This window comes from Microbacterium kribbense (assembly GCF_039537285.1).
GTDB lineage: Bacteria > Actinomycetota > Actinomycetes > Actinomycetales > Microbacteriaceae > Microbacterium > Microbacterium kribbense.
Window position 1 is genome coordinate 330,561 of record NZ_BAABAF010000001.1, and the last position, 20,890, is coordinate 351,450.

Below are 20,890 nucleotides of genomic sequence, written 5' to 3' on the forward strand. Positions count from 1 at the left end.
GTCAGCCGAAGGCGAGGTATGTGCCGGGTTTGCCGGGCTCGCGCAGCTCGAACCTCAGGCTCAGATCGGTGCTGCGGAGCAGTTCGAGCTGCTGTATGAACTGCTCGTTCGTGACGTACACACCGCACCGGACCTGCCACTCGTCGCGGAACCATGTGCGCAGCGCGGCGAGCAGCCGCCCGTCCATGCCGGTCTTGACACGGGACGCGCGGACCCAGAAGTAGATCACCGCGTCGACGTCGGCCCATGCGTGGTCGGTGACCGGCGTGACAAGCGATCGCGCGAGGAATGCAGCATCCGTCGCGAAGACGTACACGCACCCCAGACTGTCGGCGCCGTCGGGGTCGAGCACCGTGTATGTGAACGCGCGACCGGCGGCATGGCGGCGTTCGAGGCCGATGAGGTCTTCGCGATTGTCGTCCACCGTGAAGTCGTCGGCCGGCCACGTCGACTGCTCCCACAACCGCAGGTCCGCGCGCGTCTCCATCACGGCGGCGTGGTCCTGCGCGGCATCCTCGGCCGTGATCGGGCGCAGGACGAACTCCGCCGTCCGCAACCCGGCGGGGATGGGGGCGCTCGGATCGGTGAATGACATGGATGCCTCCTGGACTGGGTCGCCGCGGCGCCTGCCGCGTCGGAACCGCGGCGCCGGGTTTCCTGGGTCAGAACAGCGGCGCCGGCAGCGCCCCTTCGAACTCGAGCAGCCAGCGCTTCGTGGCCGGGCCCTTGCCGGGTTCGCCCCCGGAGTAGCCGCCCAGACCGTCGCTGGCCAGAACGCGATGGCAGGGCACGATGATCGGAATCGGGTTGGCGCCCATGATCGCACCGATGCCGCGCGCCGGGATGCCCGACCCGCTGCGGGCGGCGAGGTCGCCGTAGGTGATCGACTCGCCATACCCGACGGTCTCATGCAGGCAGGTGAGCACGGCGCGGGTGCCCTCTGCCGGTGCGCCGAGGTCGACCGGCAGGTCGAAGCTGCGCCGCGTGCCGGCGAAGTACTCCGCGAGCTGCGCGATCGCCTGATCCAGCAGCGGGTCCGCCCGTGCGGCCGCATCCGCCGGCCGCAGCATCCGCCACCCGACGTGCGTGATCGCGTCGCCGCTGCTGACGACACCGAGCGTGCCCACGGGTGTGGCCAGGGTGCCGAACGACGTCATAGCCGAAGGGTATCGCGGCGATCCGACACAGCGGCACGCGAGGTGGGCATGCTGGAGTCATGACTGATCTCGACAGCATCCTTCCCGCGAACCGTCGTCACCTGCTCGACCTGCCGCTGTTCGGGCACCTCGGCACGGTCCGTCCCGACGGCACCGTGCAGGTCACTCCGATGTGGTTCGAGTTCGACGGCGAGCACGTGCGGTTCACGCACACCTCGAAGCGCCAGAAGTATCGCAATCTGCAGCTCAACCCGTCGATGGCGCTGTCGATCCTCGATCCGGACAATCCGTCGCACTACCTCGAAGTCGCCGGGCGGCTGATCGAGGCGGTGCCCGACCCCGAGGGCGCCTTCTATGTGCGGCTGCAGAACCGATACGGGGATGCCGGGACCACGCCGCCGCGCGACAAGGCCGACCGCGTGATCCTCGTGATGTCGATCGAGCGGTCGACATCCCAGTAGGAGCCGCCGCTCACGTCTCGGACGGCACCCGGGGCAGTTCCGGGCCGTGGTTCCAGGCGAGGATCGCCGGTTGCTCGCGATAGAAGCCGAGCACCGAGACCGATCCGGCGTCGAGCGTGATCATCGCGCCGAACCGCGGCGCCTGGCGCAGGAACACGGCCGTCAGGATGCGCAGGTAGTGCCCGTGCGCGACGAGAGCGACATCCCCCTCGGCCATCGCCGGCAGCACCCGCGTGAGCAGGCGGGAGGCGCGGGCGGCGACCTCTTCGACCGTCTCGCCCGGCGTCTTGCCGCGGATCACGCCGTGCGTGAACGCGGTCCAGTTGTAGCCGAGCTCGGCGCGGATCTCCCGCGTCGTGCGCCCCTCGTACCCGCCGTAGTCCCACTCCACCAGCAGGGGATCGATCTGCGGATGCAGCCCCGCCAGCTCGGCGGTGCGCCGCGCGCGCTGCAGCGGTGAGGCCAGCACGAGCCGGAAGTCGTAGCCGCTCACGAGCGCGCCGGCCGCATGCGCGAGCTGCTCACCGCGCGCCGTGAGCGGGATGTCGGTCAGCCCGGTGTGCTTGCCGGCCTTCGACCACTCCGTCTCGCCGTGTCGCAGCAGCACGAGCTTGCCCGCCGGATTGTCGGGGGCCGGATGGTCGGGCAGCTCGTCGAAGGTGTCCACGACGCCACCGTACTCGCCGCCGGGTGCAATCCAGCGCACCGCGTGCATTCACGGCGATGCGTGCGGGCGCCGGCGGTTCCTTATGGGTCGAATCGGAGGGAGCGAGCGTCGGATGAGGTGCGCGGAATCGAACATCGATGTGCACGAAGATTAGAACATAGCAGCGGGCTATATTGGTTCCTCCCCAGGCGTAGCCTCAAAGTGGTTATGCACAGATTCGAGAGAATAAGGTGTAGATATTGACAGAGTATAGAATCTGCGTACTATTAAAGGTATGGAAGACTCCCTCATTGGACTCGAAGACGCGGTCGCCGCACTGCGCCGTGCGTGGTCCGGTGGAACGGGGAAGGCGGATGCCGCCGGGCCGGCATCCGAGCTCGACCGGGCCGGGCTTGTGGCCGTCAACCATGCGCTCGCCGCGGTGGGCCGACGACTCGACACCGTGCGCGCGCAGGTCTCGGCCGAGATCGAGCACGAGAGCCGCCCCGAGCTGGGGCCGGACTCGCTGGCCAAGCAGCAAGGCTTCCGCAATTGCACGGCTCTGATCGCCGCGACCGGCGGAATCGGCGCCGGTGACGCCAAGCGCCTGGTCTGCGTCGGCAAGGCCGTCGCACCGCGCTCCACTTTGACGGGGGAGCCGCTGCCGCCCAAGCATCCGCACGTCGCGGCCGGGATGGCCGCCGGCCGGCTCGGCCAGCTCGCGGCGGCCCTGATCGTGGGCATGCTCGACAAGGTGGCGCTGCGCAGCAGCCCCGGCGACCGTGACCAGGTCGAGCAGACCCTCGTCGAGCGGGCTCCCGGGCTCAGCCTCGATCAACTGCGCAAGCTCATCACGCATGCCGAGGCGTGGCTCGATCCCGACGGTGTGGAACCGGCCGAACGCGACCGGCGCGGGGAGCGCTCGCTGCGCTTGTTCGAACGCGACGGATTCGTGTACGTCGACGGCAAGCTCGACGCCGTCAGCGGTGCATCGCTGAAGACGGCGATCGATGCGCTGGTGACCGCCGGGTTCCGGCAGTCGCGGAACGACGTCACCTGTGGGGATGACGATGCACTCCGCCCCTCCGTCGCGCAGCTGCAGGCCGACGCTCTGATCCAGCTGGCTGAGCACGCACTGGGCTGCCAGCACAGTGACCTGCCACTGTCGGGCGCCACCGTCGTGGTCCGGATGAGCCTGGACGCTCTCACCGACGGGGTGGGACTTGCCGAGATCGACGGGATCACCCAGCCGATCTCGCCGGCTTCGGCCCGCCGGTACGCCGCGGCGGCGGGGATCATCCCGGCCGTGTTGGGCGGGGACAGTGAGATCGTCGACTGGGGTCGGAAGAAGCGCCTGTTCACCCTCGCACAGCGACTGGCTCTGGTCGAACGCGACGGCGGCTGCGCGATGTGCAACCTGCCGCCGGGGATGACCAAGGCCCACCATCTGAACTGGTGGTTGCGAGATCACGGCAGCACCAACCTCGATGAAGGCGTCCTGCTCTGCGAGTCCTGTCACCACCGCATCCACGACAACGGATGGGACATCCGCATCGAAGGCCGTGGCGTCGAGGCCAGGGTCTGGTTCATCCCACCACCCACCGTCGATCCGGGACGAACGCCGCGCCTGGGCGGCAGAGCGCGCTTCTGCTATCAGGCCGCCTGATCCGTGAATCTTCGGGCACGCAGGGCACCGGGAATGAATCGCACGGCGCACCTGTTGTAGATACAACCAAAGAGTTGACCTTCCACCCGGAGAACCATGACCGACACCGAAACCCGCACCACTCAGACCACCGACAGCACCCTGAACCCGCAGACCGGGATGGATGCCGTCAGTCTGCGCGTGGGCGATCTCGAGCTGATGTCGTCCTACTACGCGAACGCGCTGGCCCTCGAGCCGATCGAAGAGCGCGCCCGCGGCGCGGAGGTGCACCGCGTGCTCGGTCGCGGCCAGACCCCGATGGTGCGCCTGATCAGCACGCCACACCTGCCCGCGGTCGATCCGCGCCAGGCGGGGCTGTTCCACACGGCCTTCCTCTTCGACGACGCGCCGACGCTCGCGGCCACCGTCCTGCGCGCCGCCCAGGAGCCGCGCAGCCGCTTCACCGGATCGAGCGACCACCTGGTCAGCGAGGCGTTCTACTTCACCGACCCCGAGGGCAACGGCGTCGAGCTGTATGTCGACCGCGACCGGTCGGAGTGGCAGTACGTGAACGGCGAGCTGCAGATGTCGACGCTGTACCTCGACCCCAACGCCTACCTGCAGAGCAACCTCGACCAGAACACGTTCCAGACCGTCTCGCAGGCGGCCGGAAAGGTCGGCCACGTCCACCTGCAGGTGGGCGACATCCCGACCGCCCGCGCGTTCTACGTCGACGCGCTCGGCTTCGAGACGACGGTCAGCAGCTACCCCGGCGCCCTCTTCGCCTCGGCCGGCGGCTACCACCACCACATCGCGATGAACACCTGGAACAGCGCCGGCGCCGGACCCCGTGGCGCGCGCCTGGGGCTCGGCGACGTGGCGGTCACCGTCCCGGGGCGTGACGACCTCGATGCGCTCGCCGCGCGCCTTGCCCACCGCAACCTGCCGTTCGCCGACGACGGGCACGCGATCGTCGTCACCGACCCGTGGGGCACACAGGTCACCCTGGCGCTGCCGGGTGCCGACGCCGAGGAGCTGCTGGCACGATGACGCTGCGCGCTGTCACCTCTTCCACGCAGCAGCTGGATGCCGCGGCGGTCGTCGCCGTGTTCCTGCACGGGTACGGCTCGAACGAGCACGACCTCACCGCACTGGCATCCGCCCTGCCGGAGGGAATGCCCTGGGCGTCGCTGCGCGCGCCCATCGTGGTCGCGCCTGGCGGCTACGCCTGGTTCCCGATCGCCGAACCGGGCAACCCCGACGCGTCCGCCGTCGCGGCCGGCACCGACGCGATCTGGTCGTGGGTGGGTGCCGCGCTGGCGGCGCGGGCCCGGATCGTGCCGATCGGATTCTCACAAGGCGGGCTGATGGCCTCGCAGCTGCTGCGCACCAAGCCCGCGCGGGTGCTCGCTCCGGTCATCCTCGGCGGCTTCGTGCAGGCGGGCGAGCAGCCCGCCGACGCCGAGCTGCAGGGGGCGCGTCCAGCAGTGTTCTCCGGTCGGGGCGACCAGGACCGCGTGATCTCGGCGGCGGCCGTGGCCCGCACAGACGCCTGGCTGCCGGGCCACACGACGCCGACCGCCCGCACCTATCCGGGTCTCGCGCACGGCATCGACGGCACTGAGCTCGCCGACGTGCGGACGTTCCTCGCCGAGCACGCGGTGGTCCCGACGCGCTGAGCGCCCTCGATCGCGGCTATTCAGCCATGTGCTGCACGGCCGCGAAGCCGACGCGGTTGTGCGGGTCGAGCCGACCCACGAGCGGTTCGAGGGCGCCTGCGAGCACCTCGAGCTGCTGCGCGTCGAGCCGATCGATCACGAGTCGCTTGACCAGGGCGATGTGGCCGGGGACGGCGCGCACCAGCGCCCGGCGCCCCGCGCCGGTCAGATGCACGTTGATCACCCGCGCGTCGTCCTGGCCGCCGATGCGTTCGACCAGTCCGCGGGTGGCGAGCTTGCCCACCACGCGCGAGAGCCGCGGCATCGTGGAGTTGACGGCGGCGGCGAGGTCCTTCGTCTGCAGCGCGCCGTCGTCGGCCTGCCGCAGAGTGCTGAGCACGATGAACTCGAAGTGGGTCATCCCCGACTCGGCCTGCAGCTGCGCGTCGAGTGCGGCCGGCAGCAGCTCGGCCGTCCACACGAGCGACAGCCACGCTCGGGACTCGAGCTCGTTCATCCGCGGAACCTGGTAGCTCATGGCATCCCGAGTCTATTGCCGGATGCGGGAATAGCTGTACCTACAACTTCGTTGGACCCAGTAGTTGTCAATACAACTTCTTACCTCTGGAGGAATGAACAATGACAAGCATCTCGGTCATCGGCACCGGCAACATGGGCTCTGCGATCGCGGCCATCATGGCCAAGGGCGGCGCGACCGTCCAGGTCGTCGCGCGCGACGCGGTCAAGGCGCAGGCCCTGGCTGAGCAGGTCGGCGGCACCGCGGTCGCGTTCGGCGAGTCGCTGAGCGGCGAGATCGTCGTGCTGGCTCTGCCCTACCCGGCTCTGGCCGACGTGATCTCGACGTACGGCGCCCAGCTGGACGGCAGGATCGTGGTCGACGTGACCAACCCGGTGGACTTCGCCACCTTCGACGACCTGACCGTTCCGGCCGACTCCTCGGCCGCCGCCGAGCTGCAGGCCGCGATCCCGGCCGCGAAGGTCATCAAGGCGTTCAACACGAACTTCGCCGCGACCCTGCAGTCGGGTGAGGTCGGCGGCGTGCCCACGACCGTGGTCATCGCCGGTGACGACGACGTGGCCAAGGCGCTGCTGACCGAGGTCGTCTCGGCGGGCGGCGTGACGATCGCCGACGCGGGCTCGCTCAAGCGTGCACGCGAGCTCGAGGCCGTAGGCTTCCTGCAGATGGTGCTCGCCGTGCGCGAGCAGGTCGCCTGGACCGGCGGCTTCGCCGTCCGCGCCTGACCCGGTGGCGGCGCCCGCGGACCAACGGCCCGCGGGCGCCGCTGTTGCGTGGTGCCGCTGACCCGCGGCATCGCTGACCCGCGGCATCGCACCCGCGCGGCGCCACACCCCACCGTCACCGCGAGAATCGGCATCCCGACCCGCAATCGCGGCGACGCCCTGATTTTGAGCCAGGATGCTGATTCTCCGCGGCGCGTCAGCACGAGCGAGCGCTGGTCGTGCCGCGTCGCGGTCGGCACGAGCGCGCAGCGCGCCCATCACCGCGGGTACGCCGTCTTCGCCGTCATCATGACGACGACGCTGGTGCTGGTTGCCATGGCCAACCCCGATGCGCCCAGCATCCACCTGCCTCGTCGGTGGCTGGATGTGCGGGCGGTGCTGGGCAGGTTCTGGGTCTGCCCCGTGCGGCATCCAGACTTCCTCTGGGCGTTCATCAGTCGGATGCTGCTGTTCAGCGGATACTTCTGCGTCATGGGGTTCCAGCTGACGCTGACCTGCGGCCCGCTGCCGGACAGGGTCGGGCGACGCAAGCCCCTCGTCTTCGCGGTATCCGTGCTCATGAGCGCGGCCCTGGTGACCGCCTGGCTGCCGCTGACGCTTGGGCGGGCGGTGTGCCTGGCCGGCTTCGGGTTCGGTGTCTATCAGGCCGTCGATACCGCGCTGATCATGCAGGTGCTGCCCGATGCCGCGACGTGCGCGAAAGATCTGGAGTGATCAACCTGTCAGCTCACCTGCCGCAGCCGCTCGCCTGCTGTCCCATGGCCGGCCCCGGGCACCTCGTGGCGGTTGTGGTACGCGACCTCGACCGAGAAGGCGACGAGGCGCTGTGCGACGGCCCGGCCGATCCGGCCGAGCCCGACGATGCCCACGCGCCGGCCGCGCATGTCGTGCGCCAGCGGCATCGCGGACTGCGCCCACTTCCCGCGACGGACGAACCTGTCGGCGGCGCTGATCCCCCGCACGATGTCGATGACCATTCCGGCACCCAGGTCCGCCACGCAGTCGGTGAGCACGTCGGGGGTGGTCGAGACCGCGACGCCCAGCTCGCGTGCGGTGACGACATCGGTGCTGTCGAACCCGACCCCGAGGCTGGCGACGGCACGCAGGCGCGGCGCGGCACGCATGAGGGCGCCGTCGACCCCGGTCATCCCAGTGGTCACCGCGAGCGAGATTGCGCTGCCGGTTCCCGAGAAGAAGTCGTCGCGGTCGGCGGGTACCGGCGAGCTCGTGGTAACCGCTGCGATGCCGAGCGACGTTCCGCGGCGCCGTGCGGGGTCAGATCCGACCCCCCGCGTACCGCGGCGCATTGCTGGTAGACCTGGGCCGTGGGCATTCGCAGGTGGTACCGGTCGACAGGGGCGGATCTGCCGTTCCAGAGTCCGCTGCCCGCGCACCCCGGGGTCGCGATGGAGGGCTACTTCTGGCGCATCACGGATGCCGCCGCCGGCCGCGTGCTGATCGCGCTGAACGGTGTGAACCGCGGCCCGCACGGCCCGTGGGCGACGCTCGGCTTCGCCGCACACCCGGGCGGATTCCTGCGCGTCGCGCAGGCTTCGGATGCCGCCGCCGACCCGCGGCGCATCGGAGCGAGCGCCGGAACGGCCTTCGCCGGCGACGACCGGCGGCTGCGGATCGACCTCGGCCCCGATGCGCGGCTGGACGTGGTCATCACCGACCCGCTGCCCTGGCCGCACCGCGCGCTCGGCGGATCCAGCGTCTTCCAGATGGTGCCGGCGCTGAACCAGTACTGGCACCCGTGGCTGCTCGGCGGCCGCGCCGACGGCACCGCGACCCTGGGCGGGCACACCTGGCAGCTGCACGGCGCGCAGATCTACGCCGAGAAGAACTGGGGGCGGGAGGGATTCCCGGACTCCTGGTGGTGGGGCCAGGCCCAGGGGTTCGACCAGCGCGACGTGTGCGTGGCGTTCGCCGGCGGGCAGGTGCACTCCGGCCCGATCCGCACCGAGGTCACCGGGCTGGTCGTACGCCTGCCCGGCGGCCGGGTCGTGCGCCTGGGCGACCCGATCCTCAGCCCGGTGCGCGCCGAGATCGCCGATGAGACGTGGCGGCTGCGCGGTCGCGGATTCGGCTGGCAGATCGACGTGGATGCGCACGCCCCGCGCGGCGCCGCGCACGTGCTGCCGGTGCCGCTGCCGTCGCAGGAGCGCAACATCGCCGGCGCGCTCGAGCACCTGGCCGGCACGCTGCAGCTGACCGTGCGCCGGCGCGGACGGGTCGTGTTCTCGGGCGAATCGGCGCTCGCCGGGCTCGAGCACGGGGGCCTGGACCGGGCCCGCGCCGAGCTGATCCGTCGCGGTGCGGAGGGAGCGGCCACGCACGCGCCGCCGCAGTGAACGTACGCGCGGCACTGATCGCACGCGCCGGCCGCAGTGACTGCGCCGGCTGCCCCTATCCGCGCCGGTGCAGCGCGAGCACGGGGATGACGCGCGTCGTCTTCTTCTCGTACTCCTGAAATCCCGGGGCCTGGCTGGTGAACTGCGCCCAGCCGGCATCCCGTGCCGCGCCGGTCAGCTCGTCGACGTGAACGGCGACCTCGCCCTCGCCGGGCACCTCGATCGTGATGTCGGGGTGGGCGAGCAGGTTGTGGTACCAGCCCGGGTTCACCGGCGCACCCGCTTTCGAGGCGGCGATCAGCCAGGTGTCGTCATCAGTCCGGATGGACCGCACCGGCGTGACCCGGGCGGTTCCGCTCTTGGCGCCGACATGGTGCAGCAGCACCAGGTGGCGACCGAACGGAGCCAGGGTCACGGTGCCGTCGTGCTCCCGGAACTCGTCGATGATCTGCTGCGTCCAGTCCTTCTGTCCAGCCACGGAATACCCCTCCCATGGGTCCGCGCCCGTCACGGCCCCTTCTCTCAGTATCCCGCCGCGGGCGCGCCCGATCTTCCGGCGCCGGACATCGGTGCGAGGCGTCAGACTGGAGTCATGCCCGCACCGCACGCCACCGTCATCCGCATCACCACCCTGCAGGCCCGCCCCGACGTCCGCGCCGAACTGGTCGCAGCCGCATGGGAGAACGCCGCGGCGGCCGGCCGGCAGGACGGATGCCTGAGCGCCGAGGTGGCTGCGGACCCCGGCGACGCCGACCGGATCCTGGTGATCTCGCGCTGGGAATCGGAGCAGGCGGTGGCCGACTTCCTGCGCTGGCACGAGCAGATCGCGCACGCCGGCCTGCGCGACTTCACCGCGCGCCCACCCGCCTCGGTGCACCACACCGTCGATGCCGGGGCCGCTTTCGCCGCGGACTGGGCGGCCTGGCATGCCGAGCACGAGCGGGTGCGCGCCGATCCGCACGGCTTCCTGGCGATCACCGCCGCGCACTGGCTGGGCGCCGACCCGCAGCGCTTCGACGACGCGCCCGGGGCCTGGTCGACGACGGATGCCGCACCCGTCGTGACGCTCGTCGACGGCGAGACGCTGCACATCGACGGACGCGAAGTCACCGGCAGGCACGATTTCGGTGCGATCGAGTCGGGGCGGCCGCAATGGGTGTCTTGGCAGACGGATGCCGGAACCGCCGTCGCCGAGGTCGCGAACTTCGGCGGAGCGGCGGTGCTCCGGCCGCGGCATCCCGATCACCCCACTCTGGTGGACTATGCCGGCACGCCCGCGTATGCGCCGGATGAACAGTTCGTGGTCGAAGGGACGTTCGTGCCGTTCCCGGCCCCGCGCACGGTCACCGTCGACACCGTCGTCGACGGCCTCGAGACGGTCTTCGAGGCGCCCGGAGTGGTGCGGTTCGAGCTGGACGGGCCGCAGCAGCTGACCGCGTTCCGTGACGGTGCAGGTCTGCGGCTGCTGTTCACCGACCGCACCAGCGGCGTGACGACGTACCCGGCCAGCCGCGACCTGCACATCGGCGCTCCCGACGCCGCCGGCCGGGTGCAGGTCGACTTCACCCGCGCCGTCAACCTGCCCTGCGCCTACACGACGGCCGCGATGTGCCCGCTGCCGCCGACCGAGAACCGGCTCGACGTCGCGATCGAGGCGGGCGAGCAGCTGCCGTAACGGCTGGCCAAGGCGGCCCGCCACGGCCGGCGCGACCCGCCGGCATCGGTACGCTTACGAGGGTGTCGGCATACTTTGAGCGCATCGACGAGGCCGCCTTCCGGCCGACGCCCGCCGTCGCGGGGGTGTGGAACACGCAGGAGCAGCACATCGCGCCGGCCCTGGGCCTGATCACCCACGTCATCGAGCGCGCGCACGCCGCGCGCCGCGACGACGGATTGCAGCTGGCGCGGATCTCGTTCGACATCCTCGGCACGATGCCCATCGACACCGTCGAGATCACGGTGCGGGTGGTGCGCCCGGGCCGCACGATCGAGCTCGTCGAGGCCACTCTCGCGCATGCCGGCCGGCCCGCGGTGATCACCCGGGCCTGGATGCTGCAGCCCGCCGACACCGCGGCCATCGCCGGCAGCGGGTTCACGACGATGCCCGGCCCCGCCGAGCTCGAGCCGTTCGATGCCGGTGCGCTCTGGCCGGGCGGCTTCGTGCACACCGTCGAGATCCGCCGCGACGAGCAGGAGCCCGGGCGTGCCCGGGTCTGGTTGCGCCCGCGGCTGCCGCTGCTGGAGGGCGAGCCGATCAGTTCGACCGCGCGGATGCTGGGGCTGGCCGACATCGCCAACGGGATGACCACGCGCGTGATGCCCGACGTCGCGGTCTTCCCCAACGTCGACCTGACCGCGCATCTGACGCGGCCGCCGGCGACCGAGTGGATCGGATTCGACACGTCGGTGACGTTCGGCCCGCACGGAGTGGGGCTGACCCACACCATCCTGCACGACGAGATCGGGCCGATCGGCAGCGTCGCGCAGGCCCTCACCATCCGGCCGACGGGCCGCGGCGAGCCGTGATGTCCGGGGAGGTTGTTGAGTCTGCTGATGGGCGTATCGCCGACGGTTTCGAGCGTGAGGTCGTGGAGGTCGTTGACGGACTGGATGCGGCGTGGTTACGGGCGGGGGTTGGGGGTCCAGTGCACGGGTCCGGCCTGGATCGGAGGTTGTCGTCTCGGCCGGAACGTGGCCCCGGTGGTGGCTGGTGGTCGTGTGGGGTGTTGGTGGTCGTAGGCGGTGCGGCGGTCGGGGTCGTGTAGGAGCGCGTATGCGTCGAGTGCTTGTGCCAGGGCCGGGCCGGGGTCTGCGCTGGCTGTAGGGTCGCGCGTGTCGGGGTGGGTGGCGCGTAGGAGCGCGCGGTAGGCGCGGGTGATGTCGGCGCTGGTCGCGGTGCGGGGGACGCCGAGGACCATGTAGGGGTCGGGATGTTCGGTCGTGCTCATGATGCCGGTCCAGTGTGCGGGTGCGGGTGCGGGTGCGGGTGCGGGTGCGGGTGCGTGCGGGCGGCCCCGGGACGGTGCGTCCCGGGGCCGCCCGGAGTGTGTCGCCATCCGGCCCGATTGGTGTGGTTCCGCCACAGGGCGGGTGCGCGGCCCACCGGCGAGGCGGGGCGGCGCGCGGTCGAGTGTTGAGGACTCGGGCGGGGCGACGACTGCTCTTCGCGTCGGTCGTGTTCGGGGGTCACGCTCCTTTCGTCTCCGCTGTTCTGGACGCGGGTTCGCCTGTGTGCGTGCGTGTCGCCGGCGGTGAGCGGGGCCAGCGCCATACGACGGCATGTGTGACGCTGGCCGTAGCGGGCGCGGCACGGCCTGAGCCGTGCCGCCCATCCCTGCACCACCACGGACACCACGGCGCCACCGCGCTGCCCGTAGGGCCGGCCGGCCGGGGCGGGCCAAGGAGGCCGACTGCTGCCACCAGCTCATCGAACTCCGCGCGCAGCAGATCCGGGTCGGCGTAGATAAGATCGGCGAAGGCGTCGTCCACCCGACCGTGGTCTGTGCGCGGGGCTGTTGAAGTGCTCATGCCCGGTCACCCTGTGCGGATGTTCAGACGTTGATGGCCTGCCGGTCCGACCCCGCGTTGATGCTGATCTTGCGTGGCTTGGCCTGTTCGGCCACGGGGATCCTCAGCCGGAGGACACCGTTCTCGTAGCCGGCAGTGATGTTGTCAGTGTCGAGGTTGTCGCCCAGGACGAGCTGCCGGCTGAAGATCCCGCGGGGCCTTTCTGCGGCGATCATCTCGGCCTGCTCGTCACGGGCGGGCCGTTCGGCCTTGACGGTGACCACGTTGCGTTCCACGTCCAGTTCGATCGAGTCCGGGGCGATACCGGGCAGGTCGAACTCGACGACGAACGTGTCACCCTCACGCCAGGCGTCCATCGGCATGGCCGACGGGCGGGCAGCCGTCCCGTCGCTGCCGAAGAACTGTTGGGTCAGCCGGTCCAGTTCGCGGAACGGGTCAGTGCGCATCAGCATCGCCATCGCTACCACCTCCACATTGTTCTCGTGATGATGCTGCGTCATACGGTGCCAGAAAATCCCCTCGGATCTATGGCACCCGATTTAGATTCTGTTGTAACATACCATTCAGGTCAGTGCAAGCGGGTATGAGCACTCCCCGTCGGAGCGAGACGGAGGAGACCCGCGAGCGAACGAACGCGAGCGAACGAAGGAGTGTGATCGCCCTGGTATCCAGGCAGACCCTCGCAGAGCGGTTCCGCTTCGCCTGCACGAGATGCGGCGCGGCATGGGAGGCCGGCTACGACGTCGCCCACGTCGAGGACGGCTACGGCCACACCCGCGACTATTACTTCACACACGGCTGGTCATGCCCGGACCCGACCGCACCCGACGCTGTGCTGTGTCCCACGTGCGGTCGCCACCGGGTGCAGGTGACGGCCGTGACCACCCCCGAGCAAGAACGCGTCTTGGCCGGCGCCGGTGCGGTGACGTGACGCAGGTCGACCCGGACCAGGGCGTGTATGGCATCTCCGTTGCCGCCGAACTGGTCGAGATGGGTGCGCAGACACTGCGCCAGTACGAGGCACGGGGCCTGCTTGAACCCGACCGCACCGCCGGCGGCACCCGCCGCTACAGTCCGAACGACCTCGACCGGCTACGCCGTATCGCCGGCCTGCTGGACGCGGGTGTGAACCTGGCCGGGATCGGCATGGTCTTCGACCTCGAACGGCAAAACCACGACCTGACCGAACAGAACACCCGACTGCGCGCGATGAGAGGAGCTGCCATGACCCCAGACGAGTCCGACACGACCAACCATGCCGACGCGGCCGGCGAGGCGGACCTGCTCGACCAGGCGGCCGACCTACCCGGCGACGAAGACGACGACTACCCGCTCGGCGACCCCGACCCGCCCCAGGCGCCGGGGTAAGCCCCCGAGGCGTAGCCATCGTGTTTGTCGTACCGGTATCGCGTCCGCGGTGCCGGTACCTGTCGAGGAAGACGGCGGGAACGCCCGCGCGCGGGAGACCGAGGTTCTTCACCACCGGCCACGCCGGATCGCCGCCGCCGGGAAGGAGCAGGATGACTGTCGTCGCGGACGGTGCCCCGCACCCTCGACGTGCGGGGCACCAATACCGGATCCCCTCGTCGAGGCCGCCGGCGGTATCAGCGCCCGGGCGGGCCGCGAACGGCCCGCGGCGTGTGCGAACGGCTCTACCCTGGCACCATGAGTGAGTATCAGGTGACACAGATCGGCGCCCTGGACCAGTGGCGCGACCACTTCGGCGGATTCAGTGAGGCCAGTTCCCGCAACGGCCGGCGCATGGTCGACCACGAGCTGCCGATGCAGCACATCGGCATGTCGGCCAACGCCCTCGAACCCGGCGAAGAGGCCGGCTACTGGCACACGCACAACCGCATCGAAGAGCTCTACATCTTCCTCGAGGGCCACGGCCAGATGGGGCTGGGCGACGACGTGATCGACGTCGGCCCCGGCACGGTCGTGCGCGTCGGCCAGGGCGTGGCGCGCACCTGGCGGGCCCGCCCCGACAGCGAAGGTCAGCTGCGCTGGATCTGCATCCGCGGCGGGGCCGACCCGCTGCCGCACGTCCCGAATGACGGCGCCGTCGACGCGACCTCGCCGATGCCCTGGTAGCGCGGCCGGCTGATCCACTGCACGAGGAGAGCACTATGTCTGCTGTGACCGACCGGTTCCGCGCCCTGCATCGACCCGGTGCGCCGCTGCTGATCCCCAACCCGTGGGACGTCGGCTCAGCGCGGCGCTTCGCCGCGCTGGGATTCACGGCGCTGGCCACCACCAGCAGCGGGTTCGCGGCGACCCTCGGACTGCACGACGGCGAGCCGTCCCGTGAGGTCGTGCTGGCGCACTGCGCCGCCCTGGTGGGCGCCGTCGAGATCCCGGTCAGTGCCGACCTCGAGAGCGGGTTCGGCGAGACCCTCGAGGAGGTGGCCGACACCTACGCGCGGGCCGCCCGAGCCGGGCTGGCCGGGGCATCCATCGAAGACACCACGGGGGATGAGGCCGAGCCGATCCGCGATCGGGATGCCGCCGCCGACCGGGTCCGTGCCGCCGTCGCCGCCGCCCACGCGGTGGACCCGGGATTCGTGGTCACCGGCCGCGCCGACAACTTCTTCCACGGTCGCACCGACCTGGCCGACACGATCGCGCGGCTGCAGGCGTATCAGGAGGCCGGCGCCGACGTGCTGTACGCCCCCGCCCTGACGCGGCCGGCCGACATCCGCGCCGTCGTGACCTCGGTGGATCGGCCGGTCAACGTGCTGCTGCGGCCCACGGGCCCGAGTGTGGCGGAGCTGGCCGCACTCGGCGTGGCCCGGATCTCGGTCGGCGGCCGCATCGCGTTCACCGCGTTCGCCGCCGGCGATGCCGCCGCGCGCGCGTTCCTGGAAGCCGGCCGCCCGCAGGCCGACTGAGCGGGCCTCACCCCGCGCCGGCGGTGGTGTCCGCTGCACGGCCGGTGGCGCCCCGGGCCCGATCAGCCGGACCGGTCGGCGAACCCGGCCAGCAGCGCGTGCAGCAGCGGCAGCGCCGAGACGGTCATCAGGACCGTGCCGAAGACGGGGTCGGCGGGACGCAGCACGATGCCGCCGATGAGCAGGCCCGCGAACAGCACCGCCGAGACGACCCGGCGCGCCGACCGCTCGAGGCGGCGCAGCCGCCGGTCCATGCTCGGCACCTGCGCGTTCAGGCGGCCCTCGTCCAGCAGCGAGACGAGCCCGTCCAGCCGCTCCGGCAGCCGCGCCGTCACGGTCAGTGCCGTCAGGGCCTGCTGCGCGAACGTGCGCACGGCGCTGCCGCCCTGATCGCGCAGCAGCCGCTGCGCATAGGGCTCGACGGCATGCCAGATGTTGAAGCGCGGGTTCAGCCCGCTGCACACGCCGCTCATCACCGAGACGGCGCGGATGATGAGCAGGAAGTTCTCCGGCAGCTGGAACGGCATCGTGCGCATGACCTCGCCGAACCGGTGCGCGAAGTCCTCGAACTCGCGCGGGTCGACCTTCTGCAGGTCGGCGACGCCCATGCCGCCGAACCGGGAGAACAGCTCGCTCATCGCCTTCTCGAGCTGCACCGAATCGGCCGAGGGCAGCAGTACGCCCATCTGGCGGATCGCCGTGACCATGCTCTTGCCGTTGCGTGCGGCCACCGCCAGCAGCACCCGCTGCAGGCCGCGGCGCAGCGTGTCGGGGATCTCGCCCATCATGCCGAAGTCGACGAACGTGAGCGTCCACCCGCGCGCGGTGGCCGGCCGTGGTGTCACGAAGATGTTGCCCGGGTGCGGGTCGGCGTGGAAGAACCCGTCGATGAACAGCTGCTCGAACATGACCGCCGCGAACGCGTCGGCGACATCGGCGGGGCTGACGCCGGCGGCCTCCAGCGCCGTCGTGTCGTTGATCTTGATCGCGGTGACATCCGACAGGGTCAGCACCCGCCGGGTGGTGCGCTCCCACACCGCCTCGGGGGCGTCCACCCGCGAGTCGTCGGCGAAGTTCTGCCGGAACCGCTCGGCGTTGCGGGCCTCGTTGAGATAGTCGACCTCCTGCCGGCTGGTCGTGGCGAACTCCTCGACCAGTTCGGGCAGGTCCACCCGCGCCGCGATGAACTTCACGCGGTTCAGCCATCGGGCGATGCGCCGCAGCGCCGACAGGTCGGTCTCGATGATCTCGTCGATGCCGGGCCGCTGGATCTTCACGACGACGTCGGTGAACCCCACCTGTGCGGCGTCGGCCGGCACCAGGCGCGCCCGATGCACCTGACCGAGGGATGCCGCGGCCACCGGCTCCGGGTCGAAGAACGCGTAGGCGCGCTCCAGCGGCACACCCAGCTCGGCCTCGGCCAGCCGGGTGATCGGCTCGATCGGCACCGGCGGCACCTCGTCCTGCAGCGACTCGAGCTCGCCGGTGATCTCCGGCGGCAGCACGTCCAGCCGTGAGGAGAGGAACTGGCCGACCTTGATCATCAGCCCGCCCAGCTCGACGGCCAGCACGTGGAAGCGCTGTGCGATGCGCGCGAAGCGGGCGGCCTGCCCGCGGCGTGCGAATGCGCCCAGCCCCATCCGCGGCAGGATCAGGCCGAACCACCACTCCTGGGCGATGTTGCGCGCGGCAAAGAACATGATCCGGCGGTAGCGGGCGCCACGGCCCCGGACATCGGTCATCGGCGCTCCCTGCTGCCGGCGTGCCGGCGGCACCCGATCAATCCTGCGCGAGGATCGAATAGAGCTTACGCCGGGCGTCGTCGATCACGGCGACGGCCTGATCGATCTGCGCCGCGCTGCCGTCGCGGGTGACGGCCATGGCGACCTGCGCGAGCTTCGCGCCCGCCTTGGGCAGCGCCGTCGCGCGCTGGGCGGTGCGTGCCGTGGGCGATTCCCAGGGCGCCGTGTCGCCGGCGGACTCGGCCTGCTCGCGGCCGGCGTCGGTCAGCGCATAGGTCTTCTTGCCGTCGGCCTCGGTGACGCTGACGAGGTCTTCGTCGGCCAGCAGCTGCAGCGTCGGATACACCGAGCCCGGGCTCGGCTTCCACGCCCCGGAGGAGCGCTCTTCGATCTCGTGGATGAGCTGGTAGCCGTGCATCGGCTTCTCCCGCAGCAGCGCGAGGATGGCCGCCCGCACATCGCCGCGCCCCATCCGCGGGCCGACGCGCTGCTCGAACGCCTCGCGCAGGTTGCCGACGGCATCCCAGAGCCCGAAACCGAACCGGTCCGGACCCGATCCGCGGTGGCTCGCGTGGTCGTCCTGCCGACCGCTGGTGAATGAATCGTTCATGTGATCCTCCGACCGGTGATGGGCGCCTGGCGGCCCCCTTACCGATAGTGAACGATATATCGCTGAGGATCGGCTGGGAATTGTCGCACCCGCATCCGGGTTGCCAGCGATATGCAGGCAGTGCGATTCGATCAGTACGGCGATGTCGATGTTCTCCAGGTGCGCGAGGTCGACGATCCGCCCCCCGGCGCGCATCAGGTGATCGTGCGGGTGCGGGCGGCGGGCATCAATCCCGGCGAGGCGTCGATCCGCCGCGGCGACCTCGACGCGCGCTGGCCCGCGCACTTCCCCGAGGGCGAGGGCAGCGACCTGGCCGGGGTGGTCACCGCGGTCGGGGCGGATGTCGCCGGCTTCGCCGTCGGCGACGAGGTCATCGGCTTCACCAACAACCGGGCCAGCCACGCCGAGCTCGTCGCAGTAGGCGACGACGAGCTGACGCACAAGCCCGAATCCCTCGCGTGGGATGTCGCGGGCGCCCTGTTCGTCGCGGGCACGTCGGGCCGGGCCATCGTCGACGCCGTGCACATCGTGCCCGGCGAGACCGTGGTGGTCGTCTCGGCCGCCGGCGGCACCGGCGCGTTCACGACCCAGCTGGCGCGAGGCGCCGGCGCCCGCGTGATCGGTCTGGCGGGCCCGGACAACCACGAGTGGCTGCGCGAGGTCGGGGCGATCCCGGTCGACTACCACGGCGACGGGCTCGCCGACCGCATCCGCGCCGCCGCGGGCGGGGCGCCGATCGCGGCGATGCTGGACACGCACGGCGGCGGCTACGTGCAGCTCGGACTGGACCTGGGTATCGAGCCGCGCCGGGTGGCCTCCCTCGCCGACTTCCGGGCCGGCGAGAAGGGCGCGACGGCCGTCGGGCACGCCGTGGCGGCGAAGCCGGAGGTGCTGCGCGAGCTGGCCGACGACATCGTCGCGGGGCGGCTGCAGGTGCCGATCGCGGCGCGCTACCCGCTCGCCGAGGTGCGCGCCGCCTACACCGAGCTGGAGCGGCGCCGCACCCGCGGCAAGATCGTGCTGATCCCCTGAGCTGGCCGCGTCGGCGGTCAGCGCAGTCGCATCGCCACCTGCACCTGCACAAGCCGATGGGCCGTGTCGCCGACCGCCTCGATGAGCGTGGCACCACCGGTGAGATCCGGGTCGTCGACGAGCTCGGCGAGCGCGGCATCCGCCCGGGCCGGGGCGTCAGGCGCGGCCGCGGTTGTACTTGGCCGCGAGTGCGGCAAGAGCCAATGCCGCCACGACCAGGCCCAGGTCGCGCAGGGCGATGTCGAGGGTGCCGGTGCCGCCGGTGACCAGGTTGATGATGATACCGACGAGCCAGGCGGCCACGACCCAGCTGGCCCAGCGCGGCTTGACGGCGATGCCGATCGCGGCGATGATCTCGATCACGCCGACCACGTACATCGTGTTCTGGGCGCCCAGCGGCGACAGGTTCGCGATCCACGGCGCCAGGTAGCTGGTCCAATCCACCATGACGTTGAAGAACTTGTCCAGCCCCATCAGCAGCGGCAGGATGATGAACCCGACGCGCAGGATCCAGAACGCCCCGAAGGCCGGATCCGCTTTGACCCGCCCCCAGAACGTCTCAGCGTCGGCGGATGGAAGGGTTGCGGTAGCCATGATGATTCTCCTGTTCGCAGCATCCCGTTCTAAAAACGTGATTACTACTCATAGAAATATCACCGATTCGGCCGCACGGCAAGAGGCAACCTGATTCTGCCGATCAGGCTGCTGCGGCTGCGAGGTCAGGATGCCGCGAGCCGGCGGACGTCGGCGACCGCGACGCCGAGGGCGTCATCGATGTCGCCGCTGACATCCACGACCGCCCCAGGCTCTTCCCGCGCCAGCGGCTCGAGTGCCGCGAATTGCGAGTCGAGCAGGGATGCCGGCATGAAGTGGCCGCTGCGCTCGGCCAGCCGCTGCGCGATCAGATCACGCGATGCGCTCAGATGGATGAACACCGCTCGGGGCTCCTGCGCCCCGATGGCGTCACGGTACGCCCTCTTCAGCGCCGAGCAGGCGATCACCATCCCGGTCGCCTCGGCATCCGTCAGCGCCTGCCCGATCCGGGCCAGCCAGGGCCAGCGGTCGTCGTCGGTCAGGGCGTGCCCGGCCGCCATCTTGTCGATGTTCGACTGCGGGTGCAGGTCGTCGCCATCGATGAACGGCACGCCCAGGCGGACTGCAAGACCCGACCCGACCGTGGTCTTGCCCGACCCCGAGACGCCCATGACGATCACCAGGGGCATCGGACTCATCAGGCATCCTCATCTCGCATCCGGCGCAGCCGGCGGCCGCATGTGCCTCGACGATACTGCGCGCACCTGCCCGCGCGCATTCGCGAAGCTGCAGCGGCACCGGGGCTAGCGTGGGATCAGCAGATCTCTACGAAGGATGGCCTATGACCGATGAGACCACCGCATGACCGGTGCGGAACCGGCCGAGCGCCCGCGCACCCCCTATCGGCGGCTCGTGCACGAAGTGGCCGAAACGGTCGCCCTGCCGCACACCTACACGCTGCTGATCTGGGCGACCACGATGGTCACGATCGAACGGCACGGCCTGCCCGACCTGCTGGCCGTGTTCTGCATGCTCTTCGGGGCGTGTGCGGGCTACATCGGGATCGGCCGCATCGCGCATCGGCGGCACGGCGCCTCGGCGGCGGTGCGGCGACGGGCCATCGCGCACCCCTATCTGGTCGCCTGCGGCAACATCACGACGCTCGCCGTCGCGACGCTGGCGTGCGCCGCCACGGCGCTCATCCCGGCGGTGCACCTGGCCTGGCTGCTGGTCGGGTTCGTCGGCACCGCGATCTATCTGCTGGGCATCGCGGTGCAGGCGCACGTCGTGGCCCGGTTCGTGCCGACCGCACCCTGATCGGTCCCGGTGCCGCCGGCCGCGGTAGCGTCGAGGGTGACTCAACGAGAGG

27 protein-coding genes are annotated in these 20,890 nt (G+C 70.8%); 15 read left to right on the forward strand and 12 right to left on the reverse strand.

Annotation, left to right across the window (positions count from 1 at the left end):
- Position 1: 1 nt before the first annotated feature.
- Entirely contained in the window at positions 2–595 is a 594-nt protein-coding gene (locus ABD705_RS01485; protein WP_344779778.1) for a GNAT family N-acetyltransferase, read from the reverse strand.
- Positions 596–662: 67 nt separating this feature from the next.
- Entirely contained in the window at positions 663–1,157 is a 495-nt protein-coding gene (locus tag ABD705_RS01490) for a methylated-DNA--[protein]-cysteine S-methyltransferase (RefSeq protein WP_344779780.1), read from the reverse strand.
- Between the two features lie 59 nt (positions 1,158–1,216).
- Between ABD705_RS01490 and ABD705_RS01495 the strand changes: the two genes are divergently transcribed.
- Positions 1,217–1,618 (forward strand): PPOX class F420-dependent oxidoreductase, encoded by a 402-nt coding sequence (locus ABD705_RS01495; protein WP_344779782.1) that lies wholly within the window; start codon positions 1,217–1,219, stop codon positions 1,616–1,618.
- 10 nt (positions 1,619–1,628) lie between these two features.
- Here ABD705_RS01495 and ABD705_RS01500 read toward each other — a convergent pair whose 3' ends face one another.
- A complete protein-coding gene (locus ABD705_RS01500; protein WP_344779784.1) occupies positions 1,629–2,285 on the reverse strand; it encodes a histidine phosphatase family protein in 657 nt (218 codons plus the stop codon).
- A gap of 274 nt (positions 2,286–2,559) precedes the next feature.
- Between ABD705_RS01500 and ABD705_RS01505 the strand changes: the two genes are divergently transcribed.
- From ABD705_RS01505 to ABD705_RS01515, 3 genes are all read left to right on the forward strand, one after another.
- On the forward strand, positions 2,560–3,930 hold the full coding sequence (locus ABD705_RS01505) for an HNH endonuclease signature motif containing protein (protein WP_344779786.1): 1,371 nt from the start codon (positions 2,560–2,562) through the stop codon (positions 3,928–3,930).
- Between the two features lie 96 nt (positions 3,931–4,026).
- A complete protein-coding gene (locus tag ABD705_RS01510) occupies positions 4,027–4,959 on the forward strand; it encodes a VOC family protein (protein WP_425562006.1) in 933 nt (310 codons plus the stop codon).
- Entirely contained in the window at positions 4,956–5,588 is a 633-nt protein-coding gene (locus ABD705_RS01515; protein ID WP_344779788.1) for an alpha/beta hydrolase, read from the forward strand. Before ABD705_RS01510 ends, ABD705_RS01515 begins: the two co-directional genes overlap by 4 nt.
- Positions 5,589–5,604: 16 nt before the next feature.
- On the opposite strand, the gene ABD705_RS01520 is transcribed toward ABD705_RS01515, so the two are convergent.
- The gene (locus ABD705_RS01520) at positions 5,605–6,105 is read right to left on the reverse strand and encodes a MarR family winged helix-turn-helix transcriptional regulator (protein ID WP_344779790.1); all 501 of its coding nucleotides are present in this window, start codon (positions 6,103–6,105) and stop codon (positions 5,605–5,607) included.
- A gap of 101 nt (positions 6,106–6,206) precedes the next feature.
- On the opposite strand from ABD705_RS01520, the gene ABD705_RS01525 reads away from it, so the two are divergent.
- Together ABD705_RS01525 and ABD705_RS01530 are read left to right on the forward strand one after the other, a co-directional pair.
- A complete protein-coding gene (locus ABD705_RS01525; RefSeq protein ID WP_344779792.1) occupies positions 6,207–6,830 on the forward strand; it encodes an NADPH-dependent F420 reductase in 624 nt (207 codons plus the stop codon).
- 51 nt (positions 6,831–6,881) lie between these two features.
- Positions 6,882–7,544, forward strand: coding sequence for an MFS transporter (locus tag ABD705_RS01530; protein WP_344779794.1), 663 nt, complete (start codon positions 6,882–6,884; stop codon positions 7,542–7,544).
- An 8-nt stretch (positions 7,545–7,552) separates the two neighbouring features.
- Here ABD705_RS01530 and ABD705_RS01535 read toward each other — a convergent pair whose 3' ends face one another.
- Positions 7,553–7,990 carry an NAD(P)-dependent oxidoreductase gene (locus tag ABD705_RS01535; protein ID WP_344779796.1) on the reverse strand — a complete coding sequence of 146 codons (438 nt, stop codon included), beginning with the start codon at positions 7,988–7,990 and terminating at the stop codon, positions 7,553–7,555.
- Between the two features lie 165 nt (positions 7,991–8,155).
- Here ABD705_RS01535 and ABD705_RS01540 point away from each other — a divergent pair, with 165 nt between their 5' ends.
- Positions 8,156–9,184: a tocopherol cyclase family protein gene (locus ABD705_RS01540; protein WP_344779798.1), complete on the forward strand. Its 1,029-nt coding sequence runs from the start codon at positions 8,156–8,158 to the stop codon at positions 9,182–9,184.
- 55 nt (positions 9,185–9,239) lie between these two features.
- On the opposite strand, the gene ABD705_RS01545 is transcribed toward ABD705_RS01540, so the two are convergent.
- Positions 9,240–9,662, reverse strand: coding sequence for a nitroreductase/quinone reductase family protein (locus ABD705_RS01545; protein WP_344779801.1), 423 nt, complete (start codon positions 9,660–9,662; stop codon positions 9,240–9,242).
- Between the two features lie 114 nt (positions 9,663–9,776).
- Here ABD705_RS01545 and ABD705_RS01550 point away from each other — a divergent pair, with 114 nt between their 5' ends.
- Together ABD705_RS01550 and ABD705_RS01555 are read left to right on the forward strand one after the other, a co-directional pair.
- On the forward strand, positions 9,777–10,859 hold the full coding sequence (locus ABD705_RS01550; RefSeq protein ID WP_344779803.1) for a DUF1684 domain-containing protein: 1,083 nt from the start codon (positions 9,777–9,779) through the stop codon (positions 10,857–10,859).
- A 62-nt stretch (positions 10,860–10,921) separates the two neighbouring features.
- Entirely contained in the window at positions 10,922–11,710 is a 789-nt protein-coding gene (locus ABD705_RS01555) for a thioesterase family protein (RefSeq protein ID WP_344779805.1), read from the forward strand.
- Between the two features lie 95 nt (positions 11,711–11,805).
- Here the strand turns inward: ABD705_RS01555 and ABD705_RS01560 are convergent, their stop codons facing one another.
- Entirely contained in the window at positions 11,806–12,132 is a 327-nt protein-coding gene (locus ABD705_RS01560) for a J domain-containing protein (RefSeq protein ID WP_344779807.1), read from the reverse strand.
- 603 nt (positions 12,133–12,735) lie between these two features.
- Complete coding sequence (locus ABD705_RS01565; protein ID WP_344780422.1) at positions 12,736–13,164, reverse strand: Hsp20/alpha crystallin family protein; 429 nt, start codon at positions 13,162–13,164, stop codon at positions 12,736–12,738.
- A gap of 131 nt (positions 13,165–13,295) precedes the next feature.
- On the opposite strand from ABD705_RS01565, the gene ABD705_RS01570 reads away from it, so the two are divergent.
- From ABD705_RS01570 to ABD705_RS01585, 4 genes are all read left to right on the forward strand, one after another.
- Positions 13,296–13,643: a hypothetical protein gene (locus tag ABD705_RS01570; RefSeq protein ID WP_344779810.1), complete on the forward strand. Its 348-nt coding sequence runs from the start codon at positions 13,296–13,298 to the stop codon at positions 13,641–13,643.
- Positions 13,640–14,080, forward strand: a complete 441-nt coding sequence (locus ABD705_RS01575) for a MerR family transcriptional regulator (protein WP_344779812.1) — start codon at positions 13,640–13,642, stop codon at positions 14,078–14,080. Before ABD705_RS01570 ends, ABD705_RS01575 begins: the two co-directional genes overlap by 4 nt.
- Before the next feature lie 297 nt (positions 14,081–14,377).
- Positions 14,378–14,806, forward strand: coding sequence for a cupin domain-containing protein (locus tag ABD705_RS01580; RefSeq protein ID WP_344779814.1), 429 nt, complete (start codon positions 14,378–14,380; stop codon positions 14,804–14,806).
- Positions 14,807–14,841: 35 nt separating this feature from the next.
- Positions 14,842–15,603 (forward strand): isocitrate lyase/PEP mutase family protein, encoded by a 762-nt coding sequence (locus ABD705_RS01585; protein ID WP_344779816.1) that lies wholly within the window; start codon positions 14,842–14,844, stop codon positions 15,601–15,603.
- A gap of 62 nt (positions 15,604–15,665) precedes the next feature.
- On the opposite strand, the gene ABD705_RS01590 is transcribed toward ABD705_RS01585, so the two are convergent.
- Positions 15,666–17,345, reverse strand: a complete 1,680-nt coding sequence (locus ABD705_RS01590) for an ABC1 kinase family protein (RefSeq protein WP_344779818.1) — start codon at positions 17,343–17,345, stop codon at positions 15,666–15,668.
- A 37-nt stretch (positions 17,346–17,382) separates the two neighbouring features.
- Positions 17,383–17,955, reverse strand: coding sequence for a PadR family transcriptional regulator (locus ABD705_RS01595; RefSeq protein ID WP_344779820.1), 573 nt, complete (start codon positions 17,953–17,955; stop codon positions 17,383–17,385).
- A 111-nt stretch (positions 17,956–18,066) separates the two neighbouring features.
- Here ABD705_RS01595 and ABD705_RS01600 point away from each other — a divergent pair, with 111 nt between their 5' ends.
- The gene (locus ABD705_RS01600) at positions 18,067–18,987 is read left to right on the forward strand and encodes an NADP-dependent oxidoreductase (protein ID WP_344779822.1); all 921 of its coding nucleotides are present in this window, start codon (positions 18,067–18,069) and stop codon (positions 18,985–18,987) included.
- 156 nt (positions 18,988–19,143) lie between these two features.
- Here the strand turns inward: ABD705_RS01600 and ABD705_RS01605 are convergent, their stop codons facing one another.
- Positions 19,144–19,581 carry a hypothetical protein gene (locus ABD705_RS01605; RefSeq protein WP_344779824.1) on the reverse strand — a complete coding sequence of 146 codons (438 nt, stop codon included), beginning with the start codon at positions 19,579–19,581 and terminating at the stop codon, positions 19,144–19,146.
- 125 nt (positions 19,582–19,706) lie between these two features.
- Complete coding sequence (locus ABD705_RS01610) at positions 19,707–20,219, reverse strand: gluconokinase (protein WP_344779826.1); 513 nt, start codon at positions 20,217–20,219, stop codon at positions 19,707–19,709.
- A gap of 163 nt (positions 20,220–20,382) precedes the next feature.
- Between ABD705_RS01610 and ABD705_RS01615 the strand changes: the two genes are divergently transcribed.
- On the forward strand, positions 20,383–20,838 hold the full coding sequence (locus ABD705_RS01615; protein WP_344779828.1) for a hypothetical protein: 456 nt from the start codon (positions 20,383–20,385) through the stop codon (positions 20,836–20,838).
- Positions 20,839–20,890: the final 52 nt, after the last annotated feature.

Excerpts from the sequence above, each read along its gene's own strand:
- ABD705_RS01485 (WP_344779778.1), bottom strand. The coding sequence starts at position 595 with ATGTCATTCACCGATCCGAGCGCCCCCATCCCCGCCGGGTTGCGGACG.
- ABD705_RS01490 (WP_344779780.1), bottom strand. The coding sequence starts at position 1,157 with ATGACGTCGTTCGGCACCCTGGCCACACCCGTGGGCACGCTCGGTGTC.
- ABD705_RS01495 (WP_344779782.1), top strand. The coding sequence starts at position 1,217 with ATGACTGATCTCGACAGCATCCTTCCCGCGAACCGTCGTCACCTGCTC.
- ABD705_RS01505 (WP_344779786.1), top strand. The coding sequence starts at position 2,560 with ATGGAAGACTCCCTCATTGGACTCGAAGACGCGGTCGCCGCACTGCGC.
- ABD705_RS01510 (WP_425562006.1), top strand. The coding sequence starts at position 4,027 with ATGACCGACACCGAAACCCGCACCACTCAGACCACCGACAGCACCCTG.
- ABD705_RS01515 (WP_344779788.1), top strand. The coding sequence starts at position 4,956 with ATGACGCTGCGCGCTGTCACCTCTTCCACGCAGCAGCTGGATGCCGCG.
- ABD705_RS01520 (WP_344779790.1), bottom strand. The coding sequence starts at position 6,105 with ATGAGCTACCAGGTTCCGCGGATGAACGAGCTCGAGTCCCGAGCGTGG.
- ABD705_RS01525 (WP_344779792.1), top strand. The coding sequence starts at position 6,207 with ATGACAAGCATCTCGGTCATCGGCACCGGCAACATGGGCTCTGCGATC.
- ABD705_RS01550 (WP_344779803.1), top strand. The coding sequence starts at position 9,777 with ATGCCCGCACCGCACGCCACCGTCATCCGCATCACCACCCTGCAGGCC.
- ABD705_RS01560 (WP_344779807.1), bottom strand. The coding sequence starts at position 12,132 with ATGAGCACGACCGAACATCCCGACCCCTACATGGTCCTCGGCGTCCCC.
- ABD705_RS01565 (WP_344780422.1), bottom strand. The coding sequence starts at position 13,164 with ATGCTGATGCGCACTGACCCGTTCCGCGAACTGGACCGGCTGACCCAA.
- ABD705_RS01570 (WP_344779810.1), top strand. The coding sequence starts at position 13,296 with ATGAGCACTCCCCGTCGGAGCGAGACGGAGGAGACCCGCGAGCGAACG.
- ABD705_RS01580 (WP_344779814.1), top strand. The coding sequence starts at position 14,378 with ATGAGTGAGTATCAGGTGACACAGATCGGCGCCCTGGACCAGTGGCGC.
- ABD705_RS01585 (WP_344779816.1), top strand. The coding sequence starts at position 14,842 with ATGTCTGCTGTGACCGACCGGTTCCGCGCCCTGCATCGACCCGGTGCG.
- ABD705_RS01590 (WP_344779818.1), bottom strand. The coding sequence starts at position 17,345 with ATGACCGATGTCCGGGGCCGTGGCGCCCGCTACCGCCGGATCATGTTC.
- ABD705_RS01595 (WP_344779820.1), bottom strand. The coding sequence starts at position 17,955 with ATGAACGATTCATTCACCAGCGGTCGGCAGGACGACCACGCGAGCCAC.
- ABD705_RS01600 (WP_344779822.1), top strand. The coding sequence starts at position 18,067 with ATGCAGGCAGTGCGATTCGATCAGTACGGCGATGTCGATGTTCTCCAG.
- ABD705_RS01605 (WP_344779824.1), bottom strand. The coding sequence starts at position 19,581 with ATGGCTACCGCAACCCTTCCATCCGCCGACGCTGAGACGTTCTGGGGG.
- ABD705_RS01610 (WP_344779826.1), bottom strand. The coding sequence starts at position 20,219 with ATGAGTCCGATGCCCCTGGTGATCGTCATGGGCGTCTCGGGGTCGGGC.
- ABD705_RS01615 (WP_344779828.1), top strand. The coding sequence starts at position 20,383 with ATGACCGGTGCGGAACCGGCCGAGCGCCCGCGCACCCCCTATCGGCGG.